The sequence below is a fragment of the Rhodococcus sp. P1Y genome, assembly GCF_003641205.1.
Lineage (GTDB): Bacteria > Actinomycetota > Actinomycetes > Mycobacteriales > Mycobacteriaceae > Rhodococcoides.
The window spans coordinates 5,039,930-5,060,999 of the sequence record NZ_CP032762.1 but is presented as its reverse complement, the minus strand read 5'-3'; the positions used below and the strand labels follow the sequence as shown (position 1 = coordinate 5,060,999).

General features: G+C 63.1%; 22 protein-coding genes and 1 riboswitch. Of the genes, 9 read left to right on the top strand and 13 right to left on the bottom strand.

Going from position 1 to position 21,070, the window contains the following annotated elements; all coding sequences use genetic code 11:
• Nucleotides 1-31: 31 nt before the first annotated feature.
• A complete protein-coding gene (locus D8W71_RS23315; RefSeq protein WP_236077585.1) occupies nt 32-1,234 on the top strand; it encodes an LCP family protein in 1,203 nt (400 codons plus the stop codon).
• On the opposite strand, the gene D8W71_RS23310 is transcribed toward D8W71_RS23315, so the two are convergent.
• The 4 genes from D8W71_RS23310 to D8W71_RS23295 all read right to left on the bottom strand — a co-directional run bounded on the left by D8W71_RS23310 (nt 1,235) and on the right by D8W71_RS23295 (nt 4,497).
• Nucleotides 1,235-1,951 (bottom strand): ABC transporter ATP-binding protein, encoded by a 717-nt coding sequence (locus tag D8W71_RS23310; RefSeq protein WP_121119812.1) that lies wholly within the window; start codon nt 1,949-1,951, stop codon nt 1,235-1,237.
• Nucleotides 1,948-2,751 carry an ABC transporter permease gene (locus D8W71_RS23305; RefSeq protein ID WP_121116995.1) on the bottom strand — a complete coding sequence of 268 codons (804 nt, stop codon included), beginning with the start codon at nt 2,749-2,751 and terminating at the stop codon, nt 1,948-1,950. The genes D8W71_RS23310 and D8W71_RS23305 overlap by 4 nt, the downstream gene beginning before the upstream one ends.
• 34 nt (nt 2,752-2,785) lie before the next feature.
• Nucleotides 2,786-3,805, bottom strand: a complete 1,020-nt coding sequence (locus D8W71_RS23300) for an ABC transporter substrate-binding protein (protein ID WP_121116993.1) — start codon at nt 3,803-3,805, stop codon at nt 2,786-2,788.
• Nucleotides 3,787-4,497: a TenA family protein gene (locus D8W71_RS23295; protein ID WP_121119811.1), complete on the bottom strand. Its 711-nt coding sequence runs from the start codon at nt 4,495-4,497 to the stop codon at nt 3,787-3,789. The genes D8W71_RS23300 and D8W71_RS23295 overlap by 19 nt, the downstream gene beginning before the upstream one ends.
• Nucleotides 4,491-4,590: riboswitch (TPP riboswitch) on the bottom strand. It overlaps the preceding gene by 7 nt.
• 159 nt (nt 4,591-4,749) lie before the next feature.
• Here D8W71_RS23295 and D8W71_RS23290 point away from each other — a divergent pair.
• Nucleotides 4,750-5,160 carry a hypothetical protein gene (locus D8W71_RS23290; protein WP_121116991.1) on the top strand — a complete coding sequence of 137 codons (411 nt, stop codon included), beginning with the start codon at nt 4,750-4,752 and terminating at the stop codon, nt 5,158-5,160.
• Nucleotides 5,161-5,175: 15 nt separating this feature from the next.
• Here the strand turns inward: D8W71_RS23290 and D8W71_RS23285 are convergent, their stop codons facing one another.
• Together D8W71_RS23285 and D8W71_RS23280 are read right to left on the bottom strand one after the other, a co-directional pair.
• Nucleotides 5,176-6,606, bottom strand: a complete 1,431-nt coding sequence (locus D8W71_RS23285) for a sugar porter family MFS transporter (RefSeq protein ID WP_268959876.1) — start codon at nt 6,604-6,606, stop codon at nt 5,176-5,178.
• A gap of 90 nt (nt 6,607-6,696) precedes the next feature.
• Nucleotides 6,697-7,338, bottom strand: coding sequence for a hypothetical protein (locus D8W71_RS23280; RefSeq protein ID WP_121116987.1), 642 nt, complete (start codon nt 7,336-7,338; stop codon nt 6,697-6,699).
• An 80-nt stretch (nt 7,339-7,418) separates the two neighbouring features.
• Here D8W71_RS23280 and D8W71_RS23275 point away from each other — a divergent pair, with 80 nt between their 5' ends.
• The 6 genes from D8W71_RS23275 to D8W71_RS23250 all read left to right on the top strand — a co-directional run bounded on the left by D8W71_RS23275 (nt 7,419) and on the right by D8W71_RS23250 (nt 15,327).
• Complete coding sequence (locus tag D8W71_RS23275) at nt 7,419-8,960, top strand: carboxylesterase/lipase family protein (RefSeq protein ID WP_121116985.1); 1,542 nt, start codon at nt 7,419-7,421, stop codon at nt 8,958-8,960.
• Between the two features lie 39 nt (nt 8,961-8,999).
• On the top strand, nt 9,000-10,517 hold the full coding sequence (locus D8W71_RS23270; protein ID WP_121116983.1) for an ATP-dependent DNA ligase: 1,518 nt from the start codon (nt 9,000-9,002) through the stop codon (nt 10,515-10,517).
• Between the two features lie 115 nt (nt 10,518-10,632).
• The gene (locus D8W71_RS23265; RefSeq protein ID WP_201265170.1) at nt 10,633-11,469 is read left to right on the top strand and encodes a nitrilase-related carbon-nitrogen hydrolase; all 837 of its coding nucleotides are present in this window, start codon (nt 10,633-10,635) and stop codon (nt 11,467-11,469) included.
• Nucleotides 11,470-11,511: 42 nt separating this feature from the next.
• Nucleotides 11,512-12,933 (top strand): dihydropyrimidinase, encoded by a 1,422-nt coding sequence (gene hydA, locus D8W71_RS23260; protein ID WP_121116979.1) that lies wholly within the window; start codon nt 11,512-11,514, stop codon nt 12,931-12,933.
• A 3-nt stretch (nt 12,934-12,936) separates the two neighbouring features.
• Nucleotides 12,937-13,968, top strand: a complete 1,032-nt coding sequence (locus D8W71_RS23255; RefSeq protein WP_121116977.1) for a TIGR03842 family LLM class F420-dependent oxidoreductase — start codon at nt 12,937-12,939, stop codon at nt 13,966-13,968.
• Between the two features lie 51 nt (nt 13,969-14,019).
• A complete protein-coding gene (locus D8W71_RS23250; protein WP_121116975.1) occupies nt 14,020-15,327 on the top strand; it encodes an aspartate aminotransferase family protein in 1,308 nt (435 codons plus the stop codon).
• A 75-nt stretch (nt 15,328-15,402) separates the two neighbouring features.
• Here D8W71_RS23250 and D8W71_RS23245 read toward each other — a convergent pair whose 3' ends face one another.
• The 5 genes from D8W71_RS23245 to D8W71_RS23225 all read right to left on the bottom strand — a co-directional run bounded on the left by D8W71_RS23245 (nt 15,403) and on the right by D8W71_RS23225 (nt 19,372).
• Entirely contained in the window at nt 15,403-15,789 is a 387-nt protein-coding gene (locus D8W71_RS23245) for a hypothetical protein (RefSeq protein ID WP_121116973.1), read from the bottom strand.
• 205 nt (nt 15,790-15,994) lie between these two features.
• Nucleotides 15,995-16,630 carry a TetR/AcrR family transcriptional regulator gene (locus D8W71_RS23240; RefSeq protein WP_121116970.1) on the bottom strand — a complete coding sequence of 212 codons (636 nt, stop codon included), beginning with the start codon at nt 16,628-16,630 and terminating at the stop codon, nt 15,995-15,997.
• 202 nt (nt 16,631-16,832) lie between these two features.
• Nucleotides 16,833-18,194 (bottom strand): FAD-binding oxidoreductase, encoded by a 1,362-nt coding sequence (locus D8W71_RS23235; RefSeq protein ID WP_121116968.1) that lies wholly within the window; start codon nt 18,192-18,194, stop codon nt 16,833-16,835.
• Nucleotides 18,195-18,265: 71 nt separating this feature from the next.
• A complete protein-coding gene (locus tag D8W71_RS23230; RefSeq protein WP_121116966.1) occupies nt 18,266-18,787 on the bottom strand; it encodes a DUF3558 domain-containing protein in 522 nt (173 codons plus the stop codon).
• Nucleotides 18,788-18,823: 36 nt separating this feature from the next.
• Nucleotides 18,824-19,372 carry a DUF3558 domain-containing protein gene (locus D8W71_RS23225; protein ID WP_121116964.1) on the bottom strand — a complete coding sequence of 183 codons (549 nt, stop codon included), beginning with the start codon at nt 19,370-19,372 and terminating at the stop codon, nt 18,824-18,826.
• Nucleotides 19,373-19,537: 165 nt separating this feature from the next.
• On the opposite strand from D8W71_RS23225, the gene D8W71_RS23220 reads away from it, so the two are divergent.
• Nucleotides 19,538-19,849 (top strand): hypothetical protein, encoded by a 312-nt coding sequence (locus D8W71_RS23220; protein WP_121119809.1) that lies wholly within the window; start codon nt 19,538-19,540, stop codon nt 19,847-19,849.
• Here D8W71_RS23220 and D8W71_RS23215 read toward each other — a convergent pair.
• A complete protein-coding gene (locus tag D8W71_RS23215; RefSeq protein ID WP_236077584.1) occupies nt 19,846-20,433 on the bottom strand; it encodes a Type 1 glutamine amidotransferase-like domain-containing protein in 588 nt (195 codons plus the stop codon). The genes D8W71_RS23220 and D8W71_RS23215 overlap by 4 nt on opposite strands.
• 47 nt (nt 20,434-20,480) lie before the next feature.
• Nucleotides 20,481-20,930: an HIT family protein gene (locus D8W71_RS23210; RefSeq protein WP_121119807.1), complete on the bottom strand. Its 450-nt coding sequence runs from the start codon at nt 20,928-20,930 to the stop codon at nt 20,481-20,483.
• Nucleotides 20,931-21,070 lie beyond the last annotated feature (140 nt).

Here is a 21,070-nt window from a genome sequence, read left to right as displayed (position 1 = left end):
CAGGCCGATGGCCGGTAGGCATCGTCCGGTGGTGACGCAGCTACCGGATGTGCGCCAGCAGTGGTACGCGCGAGCGGCACGCGTCGTCGTCGGACTTGCCGCTGTCTTAGCTCTCGTCGCGAGCGGAGTCGGATGGACGGTGTACCGCGAAGCGACGACGGGTCTGACCACCTCCGACGCACTCGTCTCGTTGCCGGAGAACGACGCGGCAAGCAATGGTCAGGACACCAATATCCTTCTGATCGGTCTCGACAGCCGAAAAGACATGGACGGCAACGACCTACCCGCCCAGTTCGTCACCGACGCCCTCCATGCAGGCGACAGTGACGTCGGCGGATACAACACGAACACACTCCTGCTTCTTCACCTCCCGGCGGACGGCGGCCGAGCCAAAGCGATCTCGATCCCGCGTGACGACTACGTCGACGTTCCCGGATACGGCAAGAAAAAGATCAAGGAGGCGTACGGCCTCGCGAAAGCGGACGCGGACTCGGCTCTGTACGACGAAGGAGTGACGGATCAGACCGAACGTGAACGGCAAGCTCGCGAGGCCGGTCGACGGTCCACTCTCACCGCCGTACAGCAACTGCTCAGGGTCCCGATCGATCATTTCGCAGAGGTCAATCTTCTGGGCTTCTACGACGTAGCCAACGCCGTCGGACCAATCGAGGTGTGCCTCCGAGATGCCGTGGACGACGAATATTCGGGCGCCAGGTTCGCGGCTGGCGTTCAGAGCCTCGACGCGACTCAGGCACTGTCCTTCGTACGACAACGTCACGGACTGACGAACGGTGACCTCGATCGAACGAAGAGGCAGCAGGCCTTCGTGGCCGGCGTGATCTCGAAACTGAAGCAATCGGGAATCCTCGGCAACCTCGGGGAGCTTCGTGCTCTCGTCGCGGGGACGAAGCAAGACATCGTCATCGACAGTGGGCTCGATCCGGTATCGCTTGTGTCGCAGGCGGGGAGCATCCTTGACGGTGAGATCGACTTTTTCACCTTGCCGGTGGAAAGCTATGCCACCATCGATGGACAGGACGTCAACATCGTCGATGTGGATCGGGTACGGAGCGAGACGGCGGCGATTCTCGATCCGTCGCCTTCGGGCGCTGCTCCGGTCCCCGTTCCTGATGCGGACGCGCAGCTCGCGGACGGCGTCCCGGCTGCGGGCGACGATGCACCGGCCGAACCAGAGGTCGTGCAGGGCGACGGCGGCATTCCATGCGTCGCGTGATCAGCGCTCGATCAGTACGTCCATGAGTTCGGCTTCGACCGCCGCGAACGCTGGCGTCGTTACCACCATCGGATCACGGGGCCGCGCCAGTGGCACGGTGATCTGGCGTCGGACACGTGCTGGCTTGTCGGAGAGGACGATCACGCGATCGGAAAGGTACACGGCCTCACGAATGTCATGCGTGATCATCAGAACGGTCCATCCGTACTCGAGCCACATTTCCTGAAGCCAGCGTTGCATGGCAGTCCGCGTGAGCGAGTCGAGGGCGCCGAAGGGCTCGTCGAGCAGTAGGAGATCGTGCCCCTGAACGACGGTGCGCAACAATGCGGCTCGTTGACGCATACCACCCGACATGTCCGACGGTCGAGACTTTTCGTACCCGTCCAACCCGAAGACCGGAAACAGTGCCTGTGCCTGCGCTCGGGCTTCTTTCCTCGGAACGCCCTGAATCTCCAGCCCGAGACTCGTGTTGTCCAGCACCGTTCGCCAGGGAAACAGTAGATCTTTCTGCGGCATGTACGCGCTCCTCGGCGCCCCGACCACTCCCGAATCCGGCGTGTCTAGCCCGGCGAGCATATTGAAGATGGTGCTCTTTCCCGAACCGCTCGGACCGATCAGCGAGACGAATTCTCCCGGCTGAACTTCGAAGCTCACCCCGTCCAGGACGCGTCGACCGTCGTAGGATTTGGTCAATCCGGATACGCGCACGCGGGTCATCGTGGCCGTCTTTCCAGCGCCCACGGTGCAACCACCCGTTCGACGGCGTAGGTCACCAGGAACAACGCAACGCTGATCACTGCCGTCACCGCAACGGCCGCCAGTACCAGGTCGGTGCGAAACGAGTTCTTCTGCTGACTCATGTAGATACCGAGTCCTGCACTTGCACCGGCATATTCGGCGAAGATCGCCCCGACTACCGCGTAAGTGATGCCGATGCGCAGTGACGTGAAGAAGCGAGGCATCGCCGACGGCAGCCGGACGTACCGAAACTGTTGCCAGCGGCTCGCGCCCATGCTGGCGAGGAGCGATCGGGCGTCACGATCTGCCGCTGCGAAGCCCTCGATGAGCCCGATCGCCATCGGGAAGAACGTGGCCAGTGCGATGACCAAGATCTTGGGCAACAGACCGAATCCGAACCAGATGATGAGCAGCGGAGCGATCGCGATGATCGGCAGCGTCTGCGACACGACGAACAGCGGTACGACGGCTCGTCGCAGCCACGGGGAGAAGTCCACGGCCACCGCGAGAATCCAGGCGACGAACAAGGAAACTGCGAACCCGACAATAGTGACTTGCACCGTCGCAGCAGCATTTTCGGCGATGGCGTCGCGATGCGCCCACCCTTGACCCACGATGCGCGACGGCGACGGAAGGATCTGTGGTCTGATTCCGCTGACAGTGACATAGATCTGCCACGCTGCGACGAGCACGACGACGATCGTCGCCGACGGAAGCGCCCAGCGGACGGCAGCGCGGAACCGGTTCTCGGTTGAACTGGGCGATGCGGCACCGGCCATTGCGCTACTGCTCACTGCGCTACCGACCGGTGCGCTACTGGTCGGCGAGATACTCATCGGTGAAGTACGTGGACCAATCGGGCTCCGACGCTAGCGCATTCCCGCTTTCGTCCACGAGAACGCCGTTGTCATAGAGGAACTTCGAGTACTCGGTCCAGGTGTCCAGATTCTGTGAGCCGACCTTGCCCGTCTCGTCCAGCATGTATTTCGAGGCAAGCATCTCCTGGCTTTCGAACACCAGTGATTCGTCGGTGAACGCACCCGGATTGGCATCGATGACATCGCGCGCGGCGCGATCGGGGTCGTCGGCGGCGAGTTGGTAGCCGCGCTGTAGAGCCTGGACGAACTTCCGTGCTTCGTCGGGATTGTCCGCGAGCCAGTTCTCGTTACCGCTGATGGTGATCGCGTAGGCGTCGGGGAAGCCGTAGTCGGTGCTCTCGAAGTACTTCATCGGCGTGCCACTGTGCTCGGCTTCGATACCTTCCCAGGCAAGGTAGGACACCGTGAAGTCAGCGGTTCCGGAGTAGACGGCCTCGTACGCGGACGTGCCGAGCACGACGCTCTCGTAGTTGCCGGTACCGCCGTCGTTCTGGATGACCTGTCGAACTCCTGCTTGCTCGCCGGTGTCGCCGAATCCGGCGTACACCTTGCCGTCGAGCGACTTCGGGCTCGTGATGTCGTCGCGATCCGCTCGAACTCCGATCGCCGTTGCCCAGTGCTGCAGCGGCGCGAGAACCGAGACAATCTGTGCGCCGGCCGCTTTCGCGAAGGTGGTCGAGCTCTGCGTGCTGATTCCGAACTCGGCGTTACCGGAGTCGACGAGCGTGTCCGGCGAACTGTTGTTGTAGGGCAACACTTCGACGTCGAGACCCGCGTCGGCGAAATACCCTTCCTGCAGTGCGACGAACAACCCGGTGTGGTTGGTGTTCGGCGTCCAGTCGAGTGCAAACCGGATGGTATCGGAGTCGTTCGTCTGGGCGCACGACGTCAGACCGGCGACCGTGATCGCTGCAACCACCGCAGCCAGTAACCGCTTCACAGTGTCACCGGCCACGGTGTCGGCGTGAGTGCGGTATCCCAGAACATCAATTCGTATCGGGTGGCGACGCGAAACGCCTGCGTCATCGACGCCCGATCGGCGTCGGTGGCTGCAGCTGCCGCCGTGTCGACGAGTGTGCGGGCGCCGTCGACGACGGCGCGAAACTCGTCCGAATCGTACGTCGACACCCACCGTGCATAGGGGTGTTCGGGATCGGCTTGGAGTACCTCGCGAGCAGCTCCTGCGAGTCGCACGGCTACGTCGGCGTAGATCCAGAAGCACGGCAGAATCGCTGCTGCTGCAACCGCATACGGCTCGGTTGCCGCGGACGCGATGAGATACGAGGTGTAGCCCAGACACGCAGGGGAGTGCTCGGCGCTCGAATCCGAGCGGGGAAGAGCGTCACCCGACAGAAGCGATTCGTGCAGCGATGCTTCTTCGACCGCACTCGCGGCCGACGTGGCCCAGAATGCAGCCGTCGCGGCGTCGGGTGCCTTGGACGCCAGGAGAGACAGCGCCTTTGCGTAGCCCTCCAGGTAGAGGTGGTCCTGCTCGATGTACGTGCGGAAAGCGTCGAGCGGCAGCGTGCCGTCTCCGAGCAGACGCAGAAATTTCAGATCGTCGATAGCAGCACGCAGATCCGCGGTCGCGTCCCACAGTCGATCCGTATGGCGAACAGGGTTCACCGAGCTAGAAGGCGCATTCATCGCCTTGACATCCCTTCGTCAGCATTACCTGCATCAGGTTCGACGGGTGTGATCTCAGCATCCGCATGTACGGACGCACCCCGTGTCAGAACATCGCCGACCATACATCATGCGGCTCCGCCGCCCGTGCGCGCGGACATACCGCCGGGTGTCACTACGCACTCACGGGGCGGTCCGAGGGGGTCGTGAGTGCATACGCACCGCCCGGCGGAATTACGCACGCACGGGAGGCGGGGCCGTTACCATGGCTAAATGAATGCAACCCACAAGTGGTCGAAGGTCGTCGCAACGCTCTGTGCCACGGGGGCCGCTCTGGTCATCGGCAGCGGTGTCGCGAATGCAGACGAATGGCCGCCCATCCCGGACTATCCGAGCCCGAGCGTTCCGTTCGAGGCGTCGGGCTTCCTGACGCCGACCGACCCGGCCTACTGGAACCCGCTGGTCGCCGAGAACAGGCTGACGTCACCGTACGGAACCAGCACCAGAATCGTCTGTACGTCGTTTCACGGCGTGCTGACCGGATGCTGGCAGGCCGACGCCCAGGGCAACCCCCACAAGCTGGTCGCGTTGCCATTCGACTTCCCGAACGTGTCCGGATCGTCGATGCCGGGCGGGGGACCTCAGCACTTCGTGTATCCGGGGTTCATCCCGGGAATCGGATAAGCCCCGGCAATCGCATCAGTTCTTCATGTCCTCGAGTTCCATTCCCTTGGTCTCGGGGATGTTGGAGCGGACGAAGAAGAAGGACACAGCGGCCATGAGGGCGAAGAAGCCGTAGATGACCCAGAGCCCGACAGTCTGGGTGAGCGGTGGGAATGCCAGCGTCACTGCGAAATTGGCAATCCAGTTCGCGGCTGTGCCGATTCCTAGGGCTACGGCGCGCATGCGGTTGGGGAACATCTCGCCGAGCAGAACCCACATGATCGGGCCCCACGTTGCGGCGAAGAAGATCACGAACAGGTTTGCTCCGATCAGTGCGACGGCACCCCAGGGGCTCGGCAGGGTGACGTCGTCGCCGCTTCCGATCTGCTGGGAGAACGAGACCGCAGCCATGGCCAAGCCGACGAACATTCCGATCGAGCCGCCGAGTAGTAGCTTTCGTCGTCCGATTCGGTCCACGAACAGGATGGCGACGAACGTCATCGTCACGTTGATGATCGAGGTGATGACCGACGTCGCGAACGACTGGTCCTCGGTGAACCCAACGGACTTCCAGAGCGTCGTCGAGTAGTAGAAGATCGCGTTGATGCCGACGAGCTGCTGCAATACGGCCATGATGATGCCGACCCACACGATGGGTTGCAGGCCGAATTTCGATCCACGGATGTCGTTGAACGAGGACTTCTCTTCTTTGCGCAGCGTCAAACGAATTTCGTGGACGCGCTCGTCCGGGTGAAGCTCGCCGGTGATGTTGGCGAGAATTTCGGCGGCCTCGTCGTCGAGGTGCTTGCCGACGAGGTAGCGCGGCGATTCGGGGATGGTCACGGCGAGCAGCCCGTAGATGAGGGCGGGTACGACGCCGACCAGGAACATCCAGCGCCAGGCTTCGAGTCCGAGCCAGAGGTCGTTGGATGCACCGTCGGCGGCGCCCTGCAGAAGAGCGTCGGACAGCAGGGCGGCAAAGATTCCGAGCGTGATCGCGAGTTGTTGGAGCGACGCGAGGCTGCCACGCCACTTTGCCGGTGCGATTTCGGCGATGTAGGCAGGAGCGATAACCGACGCGATTCCGATTCCGAGACCACCGAGGATTCGCCACAGAATGAGATCCGGAACGCTGAAAGCCAGGCCGGATCCGACCGAGGAAATGGTGAACAAGGCCGATCCGAGGACCATGACCTTCTTGCGGCCCCAGCGGTCGGCGAGCGAACCGGCGAACCAGGCGCCGACGGCGCAGCCGATCAACGCGATCGCGACGACGAAACCGGTGGTGAAAGAGCCGAGAGAGAATCTTCCTTCGATCGCGTCGACGGCGCCGTTGATGACCGAACTGTCGAACCCGAACAAGAATCCGCCCACCGCGGCGGCGACGGAAACCCCGATTACTTTTGCGCTGCCTCTTGTCGGCGTCTGGGACATCAGAAAGCACTCCTTCCGGTCTTCGAAGCTCAGCGCTCTCGGCCTTCGATGGCGATCGCGCGGCCGATTTGCCGCACCCGGGTCACTCTATGCCCGGTCGTTCGCAGTGCGAAACACCGTCCGTCATTTGAGCTCGAACGCTGAATCGGAGACGGTGAAACCGTGACCGACCTGGTCGGTGCACGTGACGCCTGTCTTCTCCTGGACAGTGCACTTAAGTCCGTTGGAGCTTCCCGATCCTGGTATCGACAGGACCTCGTCGTACGGCAGCGCACGTGCTGTGCCGTCGAATCGATGGAAGCGAGGATCGCCGGAACTCGAGAACTTTGCGGGTGATCCTGCCGTCAGTTCGATGGTGTTGGGCGGCACCGCCGAACCTTGGGCGCCGCTGCCTTCGACCCGCGGGGCCGTGGAGGGAAACTCTCCGTGGCAGCCGGCTACCGAACTGTCGGTGATCAATACGGCGCACTCGAACTTGCCACTCGGAGAAGTGAAATAGAAGGATCCTGGGTCGCCCTCGAAGCGGGAGGCGTCGGCCACGGGCGGTGCCGACGCGGTCGTCGTCGTGACCGGGGGCATCGACGTCGACGTCGGCGGGGAGGTGGTGGTGATCGCGGGCGTCGTCGTTCGGACGACCGACGGCGGGTCGGTGTCGACTGTCGCGAGCGGGGCTGTCGCAGCGCCGTCGACATTGGAGCTGCAGCCCACGAGGAGAGCGAACAATGCCCCGCCCGCTGCAGTGCCCCACACCCCGCGACGGTTCATTCCGCCAGCATAAACTGGCGAAGCTCGATCGGAGGGTTGGTACGTTGGCGGGCGTCGGAACAACTTTTCGGGGAGGTGCCATGACCGAAGCGACATGCCACGTACATACGCCGTATGGAGACGTGATCGGCCACCGAGACGGCACTGTTGTCGCATGGAAAGGGATTCCGTACGCGGCATCGACCGGAGGAGAACATCGATTCAAGGCTCCGCGCCCGGTGGAGCCGTGGTCGGAACCGAAGGACTGCGTCAAGTTCGGTCCGGTCGCGCCGCAGGGGCTCGACAATCCCGTGCCCATGGATCCCGACACCCCCATGTCCGAGGATTGCCTGTCGGTGAACGTGTGGGCACCCGAACCCGACGGAACTCCGCGGCCGGTCATGGTGTGGATTCACGGGGGTGCGTACTCGCTCGGGTCGTCTGCTCAGACGGTGTACGACGGGCGCCACCTCGCCGAACTGGGCGACCTGGTGATCGTGACCGTCAACTACCGCATCGGGGCCTTCGGATTTCTCGACCTGTCGTCGTTCTCCACCGAACAGACGGAGTTCGACGCAAATGTCGGTCTCCGAGACATGATCGCGGCTCTCCGATGGGTGCAGGAGTCGATCGGTGCATTCGGCGGTGACGCCTCGAATGTAACCCTGTTCGGTGAGTCGTCCGGAGGGGCGTCGGTCACCACTCTCATGACATCGCCTGCAACCGAAGGGCTTTTCCATCGCGCGATCGTGCAGAGCGCGCCCGCGACGTCGGTGTACGGCCAGGACCGTGCGGCTCAGGTCGCAGCCCGATTCCTCGAGATCGTCGACGTGACACCGGATCGCATCGACGAACTGAAGACGATCGACATGCACAGGCTCGTTGCAGCGAGTGACACGTTGTGTTACGACGTCCCCGCCAGGGTGCCGGGCACTCTGGGTCTCGCCCCGGTCGTCGACGGTGAGATCGTTCCTCGGTACCCCGTCGCGGCATTCCAGAAAGGTTTCGCGCACCGAATTCCACTGATCATCGGAACCAATCACGACGAGGCGTCGATATTCAGGCTGATGAAATCACCGCTGATGCCCGTCACTTCCGACACCGTGTCCGAAATGTTCCGCGCGATAGCCAACGATCATTCCGATCTGCCGGCGTTTCGCGTGGCAGAGATCATGTCTGCCTATCCGGATCGGTCCAAAACTGCCGGTGCACTTGCCATGTCGCGGGATGCTGGGTTCAAGATGCCGAGCCTGTGGATCGCCGACGCGCACAGCAGGCATTCGCCGGTGTGGATGTATCGGTTCGACCATGCGACGCCGATGCTGCGCGCAGCCCGTATCGGCGCGGGCCACGCAACCGAAATTCCGTACGTTTTCGGAAACTTCGGCACTCTCAACCGCGATCCGACCTTTTGGCTCGGCGGGCGAAAGGCAGCGATGGCGGTGTCGGCGCGCGTGATGAAGCGGTGGGTCGCCTTTGCGCGACATGGTGTTCCGGCCACGTTGGACGGCGCTAAACATTGGCCGAAGTATGCCGAACCTACGCGCGCGACCCTGGTGATCGACGGCCAGGACACCGTCGTCGACGATCCCGACGGCGACCTGCGTGTCGCGTGGGGCGATCGGGTGCTCGGTTTCAGCTAGGCACGGTTGAACGTCGGTGCTTCCGGATACCTTCACCCTGTGCTGTTCACACAGATCATCGACACCTCCGAGGCCGTCGGCGCGACCCGGTCACGCAAGGCCAAGATAGACGCGCTGCGGATCTTGCTGGCGGAGGTGGATCCCGCGGAGATCGACGCTGTCGTCTCCTGGTTGTCGGGTGAGTTACCCCAGGGCCGCATCGGTATCGGGTGGCGAACACTCGCCGACATCGACGTCGAACCCGTTTCGGACGGTTCGCTGACGGTCACAGCCGTCGACGACGCGATCTCCGCCATCGCGTCTACAGCAGGATCGGGGTCCACTGCTCGGCGGCGGGAGCTGTTGACCGGCTTGTTCGCGTCGGCGACCAAAAGAGAACGTGGGTTCTTGGTTCGACTGATGACGGGTGAGCTTCGCCAAGGTGCGCTCGAAGGAATCATGACCGACGCCATCGCGAAGGCCGCGGGGCTGAAGCTCGAACCGGTTCGGCGGGCATTCATGTTCTCCGGGAAATTGACGTCGACGGCGAAGGCAGCTCTCACCGGGGGCGAGGATGCGCTCGCACAGTTCGGGCTCGAGATCGGACGACCGATCCGGCCGATGCTTGCCTCGCCGGCGGAAACATTGGAATCGGCGTGGACCGAGCTGGCAGGTGACGTCAGCGTCGAATACAAGCTCGACGGCGCTCGAATTCAGGTGCATCGACTTCACGACGAGGTGCACATCTACACCCGGACTCTGCGAGAGATCACCGACGGTGTTCCTGAGCTCGTGAAGTTGATTCGTGGACTCCCGTGCATGTCGGTCGTCCTCGACGGGGAGACCCTTGCCCTTGCCGACAGCGGTCGGCCGCGCCCGTTTCAGGAAACGATGAGTCGTTTCGGTGCCCAGAGCGCGCACGAACTCCTGCTGCAGCCGTACTTCTTCGACTGCGTGCATCTCGACGGTGTGGACCTACTCGACGAACCGTTGGAGCGAAGACTGGCCGCACTCGATCGAGTCGCGCCGGATCACCGCATTCCATCACTGGTGCGGCCTGACGCCGAGGCTGCCTCCGTCCACTTCGAGGACGCTCTGGAGGCAGGCCACGAAGGTGTGATGATCAAATCTTTGTCCTCGGCCTACGCTGCCGGACGTCGTGGCCGCACCTGGCAGAAGGTCAAACCCGAGCACACCCTCGACCTCGTCGTACTCGGCGCCGAGTGGGGTTACGGCCGTCGAACCGGGTGGTTGTCCAATCTGCATCTGGGTGCCAGAGATCCCGACGGCGGGGAGCCGATCATGGTCGGTAAGACGTTCAAAGGTCTCACCGACGCTCTGCTGCAGTGGCAGACCGAGGAGTTCCCGAAACACGAACGGTCGTCCGACGAGCACACCATGTACTTGATGCCGGACCTCGTCGTCGAAATCGAACTCGACGGAGTGCAGGTGAGCACCCGCTATCCGGGCGCAGTTGCACTGAGATTCGCACGCGTACTGCGCTATCGGCCCGACAAGTCCGCCGCGGAAGCCGACACGATCGATACTGTCCGCGCACTACTACCATCCTCGACCTGAGTCGTTACTCGGCCGAAACGTCCAATCGTGATGTTGTAACACGATTGACCGCACACACATCCCACGCATCACTTAGGTTGAGAAGGTCAGCCAGCGAGGAATGGAAGTGGCAGTCATGTCGACAGTTCGAGCGGCCCTGGTCCAGACGAGTTGGACCGGCGACAAAGAGACCATGATCAAGGCCCACGAGGACTACGCGCGGAGCGCAGCCGAACAAGGCGCGAAAGTCGTGTGCTTTCAGGAACTGTTCTACGGACCGTATTTCTGCCAGCTGCAGGACGCCAAGTTCTACGACTACGCGGAATCGGTTCCCGGCCCCACCGTCGACCGATTCGCGGCGTTGGCCAAGGAACTCGGCATTGTCATGATTCTGCCGGTGTACGAGCAGGAGCAGCCGGGTGTTCTGTACAACACGGCGGCCGTGGTCGACGCGGACGGTACGTACCTCGGGAAATACCGCAAGCACCACATCCCGCACGTGAACGGATTCTGGGAGAAGTTCTATTTCCGTCCGGGCAACCTGGGCTGGCCGGTGTTCGACACCGCAGTGGGCAGAATCGGCGTCTACATCTGCTACGACCGTCACTTCCCCGAGGGGTGGCGCGCACTGGGGCTGGCCGGTGCCGAAATCGTGTTCAACCCGTCGGCCACCTCGCGCGGTCTGTCCAACTACCTGTGGAAGCTGGAACAGCCGGCATCGGCCGTGGCGAACGAGTATTACATCGGGGCGATCAACCGCGTCGGCATCGAAGAGTACGGTGACGACGACTTCTACGGCACCAGCTATTTCGTCGATCCCGAGGGCAAGTTCGTGGGTGACGTTGCATCCGATACCGAGCCGGAATTGATCGTTCGTGACCTCGACCTGAGCTTGATCAAGACCGTCCGTGACCGCTGGGCGTTCTATCGCGATCGCAGACCGGACGCCTACGGGCCCCTGGTGGCACCGTGACGACGCGGGTGGACGCCATGACATCCCGGTCGGAGCTCTGAGATGGGTACGACGTTTGTGCACGGTGGCACCGTCGTGTCGCCGACGGGTTCGCAACTACTCGATGTCCTGATCGACGGTGACACAATTGTTGCTGTCCTCCAACCTGGTTCGACTGCGCTCGCCGCGGACCTCACCGAGTCCGCGGACACGGTCATCGACGCCACCGGCAAGTACGTGCTTCCGGGCGGCGTCGACGGCCACACGCACATGGAGATGCCGTTCGGTGGCACGTTCGCCTCCGATACGTTCGAGACCGGTACCCGGGCAGCGGCGTGGGGCGGGACCACGACCATCGTCGACTTCGCGATTCAGACGCCAGGGCAACGGGTTCAGGACACGCTCGCGCTCTGGCACGAGAAGGCATCGGGTCGATGCGCCGTCGACTACGGGTTCCATCAGATCATCGGCGAGGTCGACACCGACTCCCTGAAGGCGATGAGCGAGCTCGTGTCCGAAGGGGTGTCCAGCTTCAAACTGTTCATGGCGTATCCGGGAGTGTTCTACTCCGACGACGGTAAAATCCTGCGCGCCATGCAGACTGCAGCCGAGACGGGTGCGCTGTTGATGATGCACGCCGAGAACGGAATCGCGATCGACGTGCTCGTCGCGCAGTCGGTCGCGCGCGGAGACACTGCCCCGTACTTCCACGGCACCTCACGTCCGTGGCAGCTCGAAGAAGAAGCCACGCACCGCGCGATCATGCTGGCGAACGTCACCGGCGCACCGCTCTACGTCGTGCACGTCTCCGCCAAACAGGCACTCGAGCAGATCGCGCAGGCGCGAGGCAAAGGTCAGAACGTCTTCGCCGAAACCTGCCCACAGTATCTGTATCTGTCGCTCGAAGAACAGCTCGGCGCACCGGGTTTCGACGGTGCGAAGTGGGTGTGCTCGACGCCGCTTCGCTCCCGCGCAGAAGGCCACCAGGACGAACTGTGGCGTTACCTGCGCACCGGGGATGTCGCCACGGTCAGTACAGATCACTGCCCCTTCTGCATGAAGGACCAGAAGGAGATGGGTATCGGGGATTTCTCCAAGATTCCCAACGGAATCGGATCCGTCGAGCACCGGATGGACCTCATGTTCCAGGGCGTCAAAACGGGCAAGATCACCCTCGAGAAGTGGGTCGAGGTGTGTTGTACGACGCCGGCGCGCATGTTCGGGATGTACCCGAGGAAGGGCATCGTTTCTCCCGGTGCCGACGGTGATCTCGTGATCTACGACCCGAACGGCCACACCAGTATCGGACTCGGAAAGGCGCATCACATGAACATGGACTACTCCGCCTACGAGGGTTTCGAGATCGACGGACACGTCGACACCGTCATTTCGCGGGGGCGGGTTATCGTCGACGCCGGTGCCTATCTCGGCAGTGCCGGCCACGGCCGTTTCGTCAAACGTGCCCTGTCGCAGAATCTCGTGTGAACGATGGACATCGGAGTCGTGTTGCAGTGCAACCCACCTGCATCACGCGTCATCGATCTCGCCAGACGTGCGGAGACGCATGGGTTCTCGCATGTATGGACATTCGATTCGCACCTGCTGTGGCAGGAACCGTACGTCATCTACAGTCAGATACTTGCCGAGACGAGGCGAGTGACCGTCGGTCCGATGGTGACCAACCCGGCCACCCGCGACTGGACGGTCACAGCTTCGACGTTCGCGACTCTGAACGAGATGTACGGCAACCGTACGATCTGCGGAATCGGTCGCGGCGACTCGGCAGTTCGAACTCTCGGGGGTAAACCGACAACGCTTGCAGCTCTGCGCGAGTCCATTCACGTCATACGCGAACTCGCCAACGGTAGGTCCGCGAAGCTCGGTGACACCACCGTCCAGTTCCCATGGGCAGGTGATTCGAGGCTCGAAATTTGGGTCGCCGCGTACGGACCGAAAGCGCTCGACCTCACCGGGGAGGTAGCGGACGGGTACATCCTGCAGTTGGCCGACCCCGACATCGCGTCGTGGACCATCGGTCGGGTGCGTGCGGCAGCCGAAGCGGCAGGGCGGGATCCGGCGTCGATCAAGTTCTGCATTGCTGCCCCGGCATACGTGACCGACGGCAGCGAAGCGGCGATGGCGCATGCGCGCGATCAGTGCCGGTGGTTCGGGGGCATGGTCGGCAACCATGTCGCGGACCTCGTTGCGCGCTACGGCCAGCAGGGCGGAGGTATCCCCAGCGCGCTCACCGGCTATATCGACGGGCGTAGCGGCTACGACTACAACGCGCACGGCAAGTCCGGCAATTCCCATGCGGAGTTCGTGGCGGACGAGGTGATCGACAGATTCTGCCTGCTCGGTAGCCCAGCGGAACACCTGACGAGGCTGAAAGATCTGGAAAAGCTCGGAGTCGACCAGTTCTCGGTGTACCTACAACACGACGCGAAGTCCGCGACACTCGAAGCCTACGGAGAGTTCATCATTCCGTTCGTGGACGAGCAGGTGACGGCAACGTCGTGACGGGAGTCGTACGCTCTCGTACAGGTGACGGTGGAGGAAGGCGGCTAGTAGATGGATCACGTGTTCTATTCCTGGGCGGCTCAGGCCGAGTTGAATCCGATCACGGTCGACGGCGGTTCGGGGTCGTGGTTCTGGGACGACAAAGGAAACCGGTATCTCGACTTCTCGTCACAGCTCGTCAATGTCAATCTGGGACACCAACATCCGGATCTGATCGCAGCGATCGTCGAACAGGCTCAGATCCTGACGACGATCTCCCCGACGGTGGCCAACTCGAAACGCAGCGAGCTCGCGGCGCTCGTCGCCGAGCGCGCCCCCGGTGATCTGAATCGGGTCTTCTTCACCACCGGTGGCGCCGAGGCCGTCGAGCATGCCGTTCGACTGGCTCGTCAACACACCGGACGTACCAAGATGCTTGCGGCGTATCGCTCGTACCACGGCGGCACCGGCGTCGCCATCGGATTGACCGGCGAGCCGAGGCGGTGGGGCACCGAGCCGACCAACGTCGACGTCGTTCGCTTCTTCGGGCCCTACCCCTACCGGTCACCGTGGGGCACTACCTCGCCCGAGGAGGAAACAGCTGCTGCTCTGTCGCATCTTCAACAGGTAATCGAGCTCGAGGGTGCGCAGAACATCGCGGGCCTCATCCTCGAATCCGTCGTCGGCACCAACGGAGTGCTCGTGCCTCCGCCCGGGTATCTCGCGGGTGTACGTGAGCTGTGCGATCGCTACGGCATCGTCTACATCGCAGACGAGGTGATGGTCGGCTTCGGGAGAATCGGTGAGTGGTTCGCGTGCCAGGCCTGGGATGTCGCTCCCGACCTGATCACGTTCGCCAAAGGCGTCAATTCCGGCTACGTACCTCTCGGGGGAGTCGTGATCTCCGAGCGGATAGCGTCGAAGTTCGACCACAAGCCGTATCCCGGCGGGCTGACGTATTCGGGACATCCATTGGCGTGCGCAGTCGGAGTCGCGTCGATCCGGGTGTTCGAACGAGACAACATCCTGCGCCACGTTCGCACGGTGGGGGAGGATGTCCTGGGCGCAGGTCTGACCAAGCTAGGTGAGTCTCACCAGAGTGTGGGGGAGGTGCGCGGTAAGGGATTCTTCTGGGCGATCGAACTCGTCAAGGACCGCAAGACCCGGGAACCGTTGGTGCCGTTCGCAGCCTCGGGTAAGGACGCGACGCCGATCGGGGAGGTGACCGCAGCCGCCAAGTCGCGTGGGTTGTGGCCCTTCATGGCCGGCAACCGCATTCAGATTGCGCCGCCCCTGACCACGAGCGAGGACGAGATCCGTCAGGGCCTCGAAATCCTCGACGAGGTGCTGGCCGTCGCCGACTCCCACGCCTCGCATTAGTCCGGCGGTCCGGCCTCTACGGCTGCCCTGAACTCGACTGTGCAGCGAGCGCCCGATTGGCAATCGTGCTACTCGTTACCTCCCGAAGCCGCCACCACCTCCGAGCGAATTGGCCAGCAATGCGCCCTGTATTCCTCCGCCGAACCCGTTCTGCAACCCGCCCGACGTCGGACCGAACGGCCCCTGCGCCGGGGTTGATCCGGACGAAGACTGCGGCAGGCCGGACTGCGCACCGCCGAATCCGTTCTGCAGCACTACGGCCCCGCCGGTACTCCCCTGCGTGTACCCAGGGGTCAGAGGTGCGGCAGTCGCCGCTGTCGTACCTGCCGTCAATGCTGCAAGCACAGCTGCAGTCCCGATCGCGGCCAGGGCGCCGCGCCGGATGACACCACAACCCGGGACCGTTCCGTGCTGGTAGTGGACTCGACCCGATGGTGTCTGGACGCTTGAATGGATGAGCATGACCTAGCTCCCTCGTATGGTCGGCGCGACCCGTGAATCGGGTTTCGCTCGATCCACAGTATTGACTGTAGTGCGACTCTAGTCAATATAAGACGGCGATCGTATTGGACGCAGCGGCACCGGGAGCCGCGGTGTCGAAGGCGATTCGGCGCGCGGCAGCCGGACGTAGGGCTGCAGAGGGTGGCCAGGGAGCGCGGATTGAGGGTCAGGCGTCAGGCGTCGTCAGGTGACTGTCTATCGAGGCGCGCAGCCACCGCGTGAAGTGCTCGCGGCTCCATGCGCGGTCGACGGCGAAGTAGCGATAGGTCTGCGGGCTGGTGAGGTAGCTGAGTACGTCGGCAAACTCGGCGACCTCGCCCGCGCCGATCAACCGCCGATGGACGAACCACACGCTGCCGGTGTGGATGTCGTCGAGCCGTCGTAGTTCACTGCGCTCGATTTCCTCGCCGATAGAACGGTCGGAGTCCGCCGCGAGGACGGCGGCATGATGCAGATCCGCGATTCGAGCGTTGGCGCCGACGACGAAATCCACGTACCGGCTCAAAGCGCGGTCGGTGTCCTCGTCGGTCATGATCGCCACGAATTCAGGCCGTTCGATCAGCGAGACGAACTTCTCGTCTCCGATGAATGCACGCTGCAGAATCGCGGTCATGAGCGAGGCTTTGCTGCCAGCCGCATACACAGTCTGGATCGCCACACCCGCCGAGTCGGCGATCTGCCGCAGCGTCGTCGACGAATAACCCTGTTCGACGAACAACCGCTGACCCGAGTCGAGGATGCGCGTCCTCGTCTGCGCCGCGGTGTCGGCTCGGGTGGATGAGACGTATTTGCGCGTACCCATCTGTTCACCACCCCTTCCCGCGGCACCGCCGTTGCAGACCCATCGAATCTATCCGGCGAAGAAGCGCGACCGGGCATTGCACGTCGCGGTTCTTCGATCGTACACAGCTTGCTTCATATTCCTTAGAGTGCAACTCTAGCGGAAATGGCGCGGTCAACCGCAGCCAGAAGGGACCCTCTGAAACCAAGCGCACCACTGGGTGCTAGAGCACCGCGCCAGGGTTGAGAATTCCTTCCGGATCGAGGGCGGTCTTGATGCGCTGAGTGAGTTTCATGACGTCCGCACCCACCTGATCCGGGAGCCACGCTTTCTTCAGTCTTCCGACGCCGTGCTCTCCGGTGATGGTGCCGCCCAGTGAGATTGCCAGATCCATGATCGCGCCGAAGGCGATGTTGGCTCGGCGTTCCATGTCGGTGTCGTTCGGGTCGAACACGATCAGCGGATGGGTGTTGCCGTCTCCCGCGTGGGCGATGACGGCAACGAGCACCTCGTACTTCTCGGCGATGCGCTCGATGCCTTCGACGAGATCGGGCAGCGCAGGCAGGGGTACCCCGACGTCTTCGAGCAGGAGGCTTCCCAGACGCTCGACGGCTGGAATCGCGAAACGCCTTGCAGCAGCGAATGCTTCGCCCTCGTCTGGATCGTCGGTGGTGAATACATCGGAGGCGCCCGCTTCGGTGCAGGCCGCTGCCATGATCTCGATCTCTCGGGCTCGATCGACACCGGGGGAGTCCGATCGCGCGATGAGCATCGATGCGGCGCTGCGGTCGAGCCCCATGTTCATCGCGTCCTCGACGGCGCCGATCGACGCGCGATCCATGAACTCCAGCATCGACGGCCTGAGGGTGCGTGTGATTGCGAGAATCGCCGCGGTGGCGTCGCGAACCGACGCGAACGACGCCACGACGGTGCTCGCGGGTGGCTGCGCAGGAATGAGCCGGACGGTGATCTCCGTGATGATGCCGAGTGTTCCTTCGCTGCCGACGAACAGCTTGGTCAGCGACAGTCCCGCAACATCTTTGAGGCGAGGTCCGCCGAGCCTGACGGCAGTCCCGTCGGCTAGAACGACTTCGAGTCCGAGCACGTAGTCGGTTGTCACGCCGTACTTGACGCAGCACAGTCCACCCGCGTTCGTCGCTGCGTTCCCGCCGATCGAACACATTTCGAACGACGACGGATCCGGTGGATACCATAGGCCGTGTTCGGCCGCTGCCTTCTTGACCTCGACGTTGAGCAGTCCGGGCTGGGTGACCGCGACGCGTGTGACCGGGTCGACGTGGATGTCTCGCATAAGCTCGGTGCTCAGTACGATCCCGCCGTCGACAGCGGTTGCGCCACCGGACAATCCGGATCCGGCACCACGTGGCACCACCGGGACTCCGTGTTTCGTCGCCCAGGTCAGAACCGTCTGCACATCCGCTGTGCACGTAGCACGCACCACAGCGAGCGGGGTGCCGGCATTAGGATCCTTGGCCCAGTCCCGGCGGTATCCCTCGGTGATGTCGGGGTCGGTGATGACGGCCCCGTCCGGGAGGGCTCGTTCGAGTTCGGTCACGTCGGTCATAGCGGGCTCCATCTCGATCAGCAGTGCTCTCGAAGATCGAGCCTATTGAACCGAAGGGGCGCAGGGGGTCACTATTGATTGCGCTGCAACGTAAGTTCTGCGAGTCGGGTAGCACCTTGGCATGGATCGACGGTGCCGCCGCGGTATTGAACCCACCAGGTGATCGTCCCGGAGTACGACGCGGTGATCCCGCACGACGCCGGGTCGCCCGGCCGCCGGGACAGGAAGGCGCTCGCTCCTGCCACGGTAGTCGGCTCGATCGAGTAGTCGAGCTGTTCGGCCAGTGTGCGCTCCCGTCCGAGGGAGTTGTTCTCGTACCAGGCGAATGTGACGTCGATGATCCCTGACGGGCCGCTGCCGGTCCACATGCACACGGCACCGAAGAAGTACTGGTCGACGATGTCTGCCTGGACGCTCTCGGCGATCTTGTCGTCGGGAACGGCGACGCATTCCTGCAGGAGCTTGTCGAACTCGGTGTTGGACCCGCCCGCTCCCTGAGCGACCGGTGTGCCCGAGACCGTGGTGCTGCAGCCGCTGATCAGCAGCAGTACAGCACTGCCGATCGCAGCAAGTTGCGCGCGTCGTGTCCGCATGTGTCGTGTCCGCATGTGTCGTGTCACCGCCCGGTTCTACTTTGCGTTCTCGACGGTGGCGCGGATCAGATCTTCGACCACGTCGCAGCTGGGTCGTGGCGGTGCCGCGTAGTAGTAGTTGAGTGACCAATGCAGGAACCCGTCGCCGGATTCGACGCCTGCTTCACAGGATGTGTCACTGCCCTTCGCGGTGAATCCGGGATGGCCGTCGGCGTCGATGATGCCGATTTCTCGCCCCATCTGGCCGGCAACGGTTCGTTCTCGGTCGATCGGGCTTCCTCGGTACCACGTAAACATCGCGTAGGCACCGGTGTCGACTGCGTCCCATCGGCAGCGGACTGCGTTCGCCGAGGACGTAGTGAGTCCGCTGATGCCCGTGATGCTCGTCAGGCGCTCGTCGGTCATCGATCCGCATTCGCCGACGAACAACTCTTCGGTCGATGGTTGGGCGGGTGTGGTGGGATCGCTGCTCGAACCACTGGACTCCGGCTCGGAGCCGGAACAGCCTGCGGCCAGGACGGCAACGGCAATCAGGCCGAGATATGTTCGCCGCTTCCACACGGTGGTGAAGCCTACCGAGCGCATGACGCATCTGTCCCTGCAACCCCGCTGATTCTCAGTCCCATCAGTCACACCAGTAACTCTGTTATCGGATCGATGCGTCCGCGCAACGAAATCTTGTAGCTCCGGGGTCTAGCGTCCAAGCCAATGGGTGTGGACGATACGGCCCATTCACAAGGAGGTCCGAAGATGATGGATCCGCACCGGAGGTCGTGGCACTACGTCGCCGCGATGTTCTCGTACGAATTTCAGGACGGCGGCGTCGATTACGACACCATCGAGACCGTCCACCGCGGCGAAATCGGCGAATGGGTCGATGCTTTGACGCTGTCGGGCTTGTTCGAGAGGGCGACCGTGCTCGACGCCGAGGACACGTGGAGGCAGCAACCGCGTCTGCTGCTGGACATGCTTCTTCTCGACGCCGACGAAATGACCCGCAGGCGGTGCTTGATGGCGTGGTCCTCGCTCGATCGCCTCGCGCCGATCGCCCAATCAGGTTAGATGCGTTCGGCCCTGTCGCTGTCGACGAGATAGACCTGCTCGTCGGTGAGGGTCACGTGGGGAACATTGTCGCGCTCGTAACCGGCGACCATGGAGGGGCCTGCACCGAGGTCGTCGAGGATCGATCGATAGTGCGGGACGAACGCCAGGTCGACGAGCCCTAGCCCGTTGCCGGTGACCTCGCCGCCGGTGGCTATTCGGACTTCTGCCGGATCGTCCGCGAGTTCGATGCCGTGGAGGGACGTCTGCGCGATACACGCCCCGGCGCTGTACCCGGCGAATACCAACGAGCCGCCACGAACTCGCGAGGAAATCGCGTCACCCGCGCCACACTGCTCGAGTCTCGACGCCAAGACGAACGTGTTTCCGCCTCTGACCCAGAGCGTCGGTACGGAGTCCAAGACGGCGTCGAGATCGGCCGGCCGATCGACGAATGCCCTCAGGTCGAGCTCGAAGGGGTCGAACCCCAGATCGCGTAGACCGCGAATCTCGCTGAGCACAGCGGAACTTCGCGCCGCGGGAGGCCATCCGTCGGCCGCATTCGCTACAACGGCCACCCGTCCCGGCCCTGAAGTGAGCGACACGAACTCATCGGCGTGTGCCCCGAAACGGTACGACGCGAGAAATAGTTTCACCCTGCGTGGTCCGCGTCTTCTGCGGCCAGCCGCACGAGCCCGTCGCGGATTGCCGCCGCCGTCTCCTCGGGAGCGCGCAGACGGCGCGTGACGAACCCCCGCGCGAACCGTAGTTTGTCGCCGGTCCATCTGGGCACGACATGAAGGTGGGTGTGGAAAACCGTCTGGAACGCAGCCTTGCCGTCGTTGACAACCAGATTGGCGCCGTCCGAGCGCAGATCCGAACGACGAATCGCCCTCGAGATCCGCTGTCCCGCTGCGAACACCGCGCCGCCGAGCGCAGGCTCCAACGTGTCGAGGTCCGTGGAGTGTCGTTTGGGAATCACCAGCACGTGTCCGCGGGAGATGGGACGAATGTCGAGGAAGGCGAGTACGTCCTCGGTATCGAGGACGGTCGTCGACGGGGCGTCGCCATGGGCGATGTCGCAGAAGACGCAGTTGGTCACGCGGACCACTGTAAGCGAGCGTCCTCCTATGATGTCCGTCACAGCGGCAGCGGAACGTGCACGTCGTTCTTCTTCGGATTCGATTCAGATCGTTTGCGGCTGTGGCGTGGGTTACCTAAGGTCTACCTACTCTGGCTATC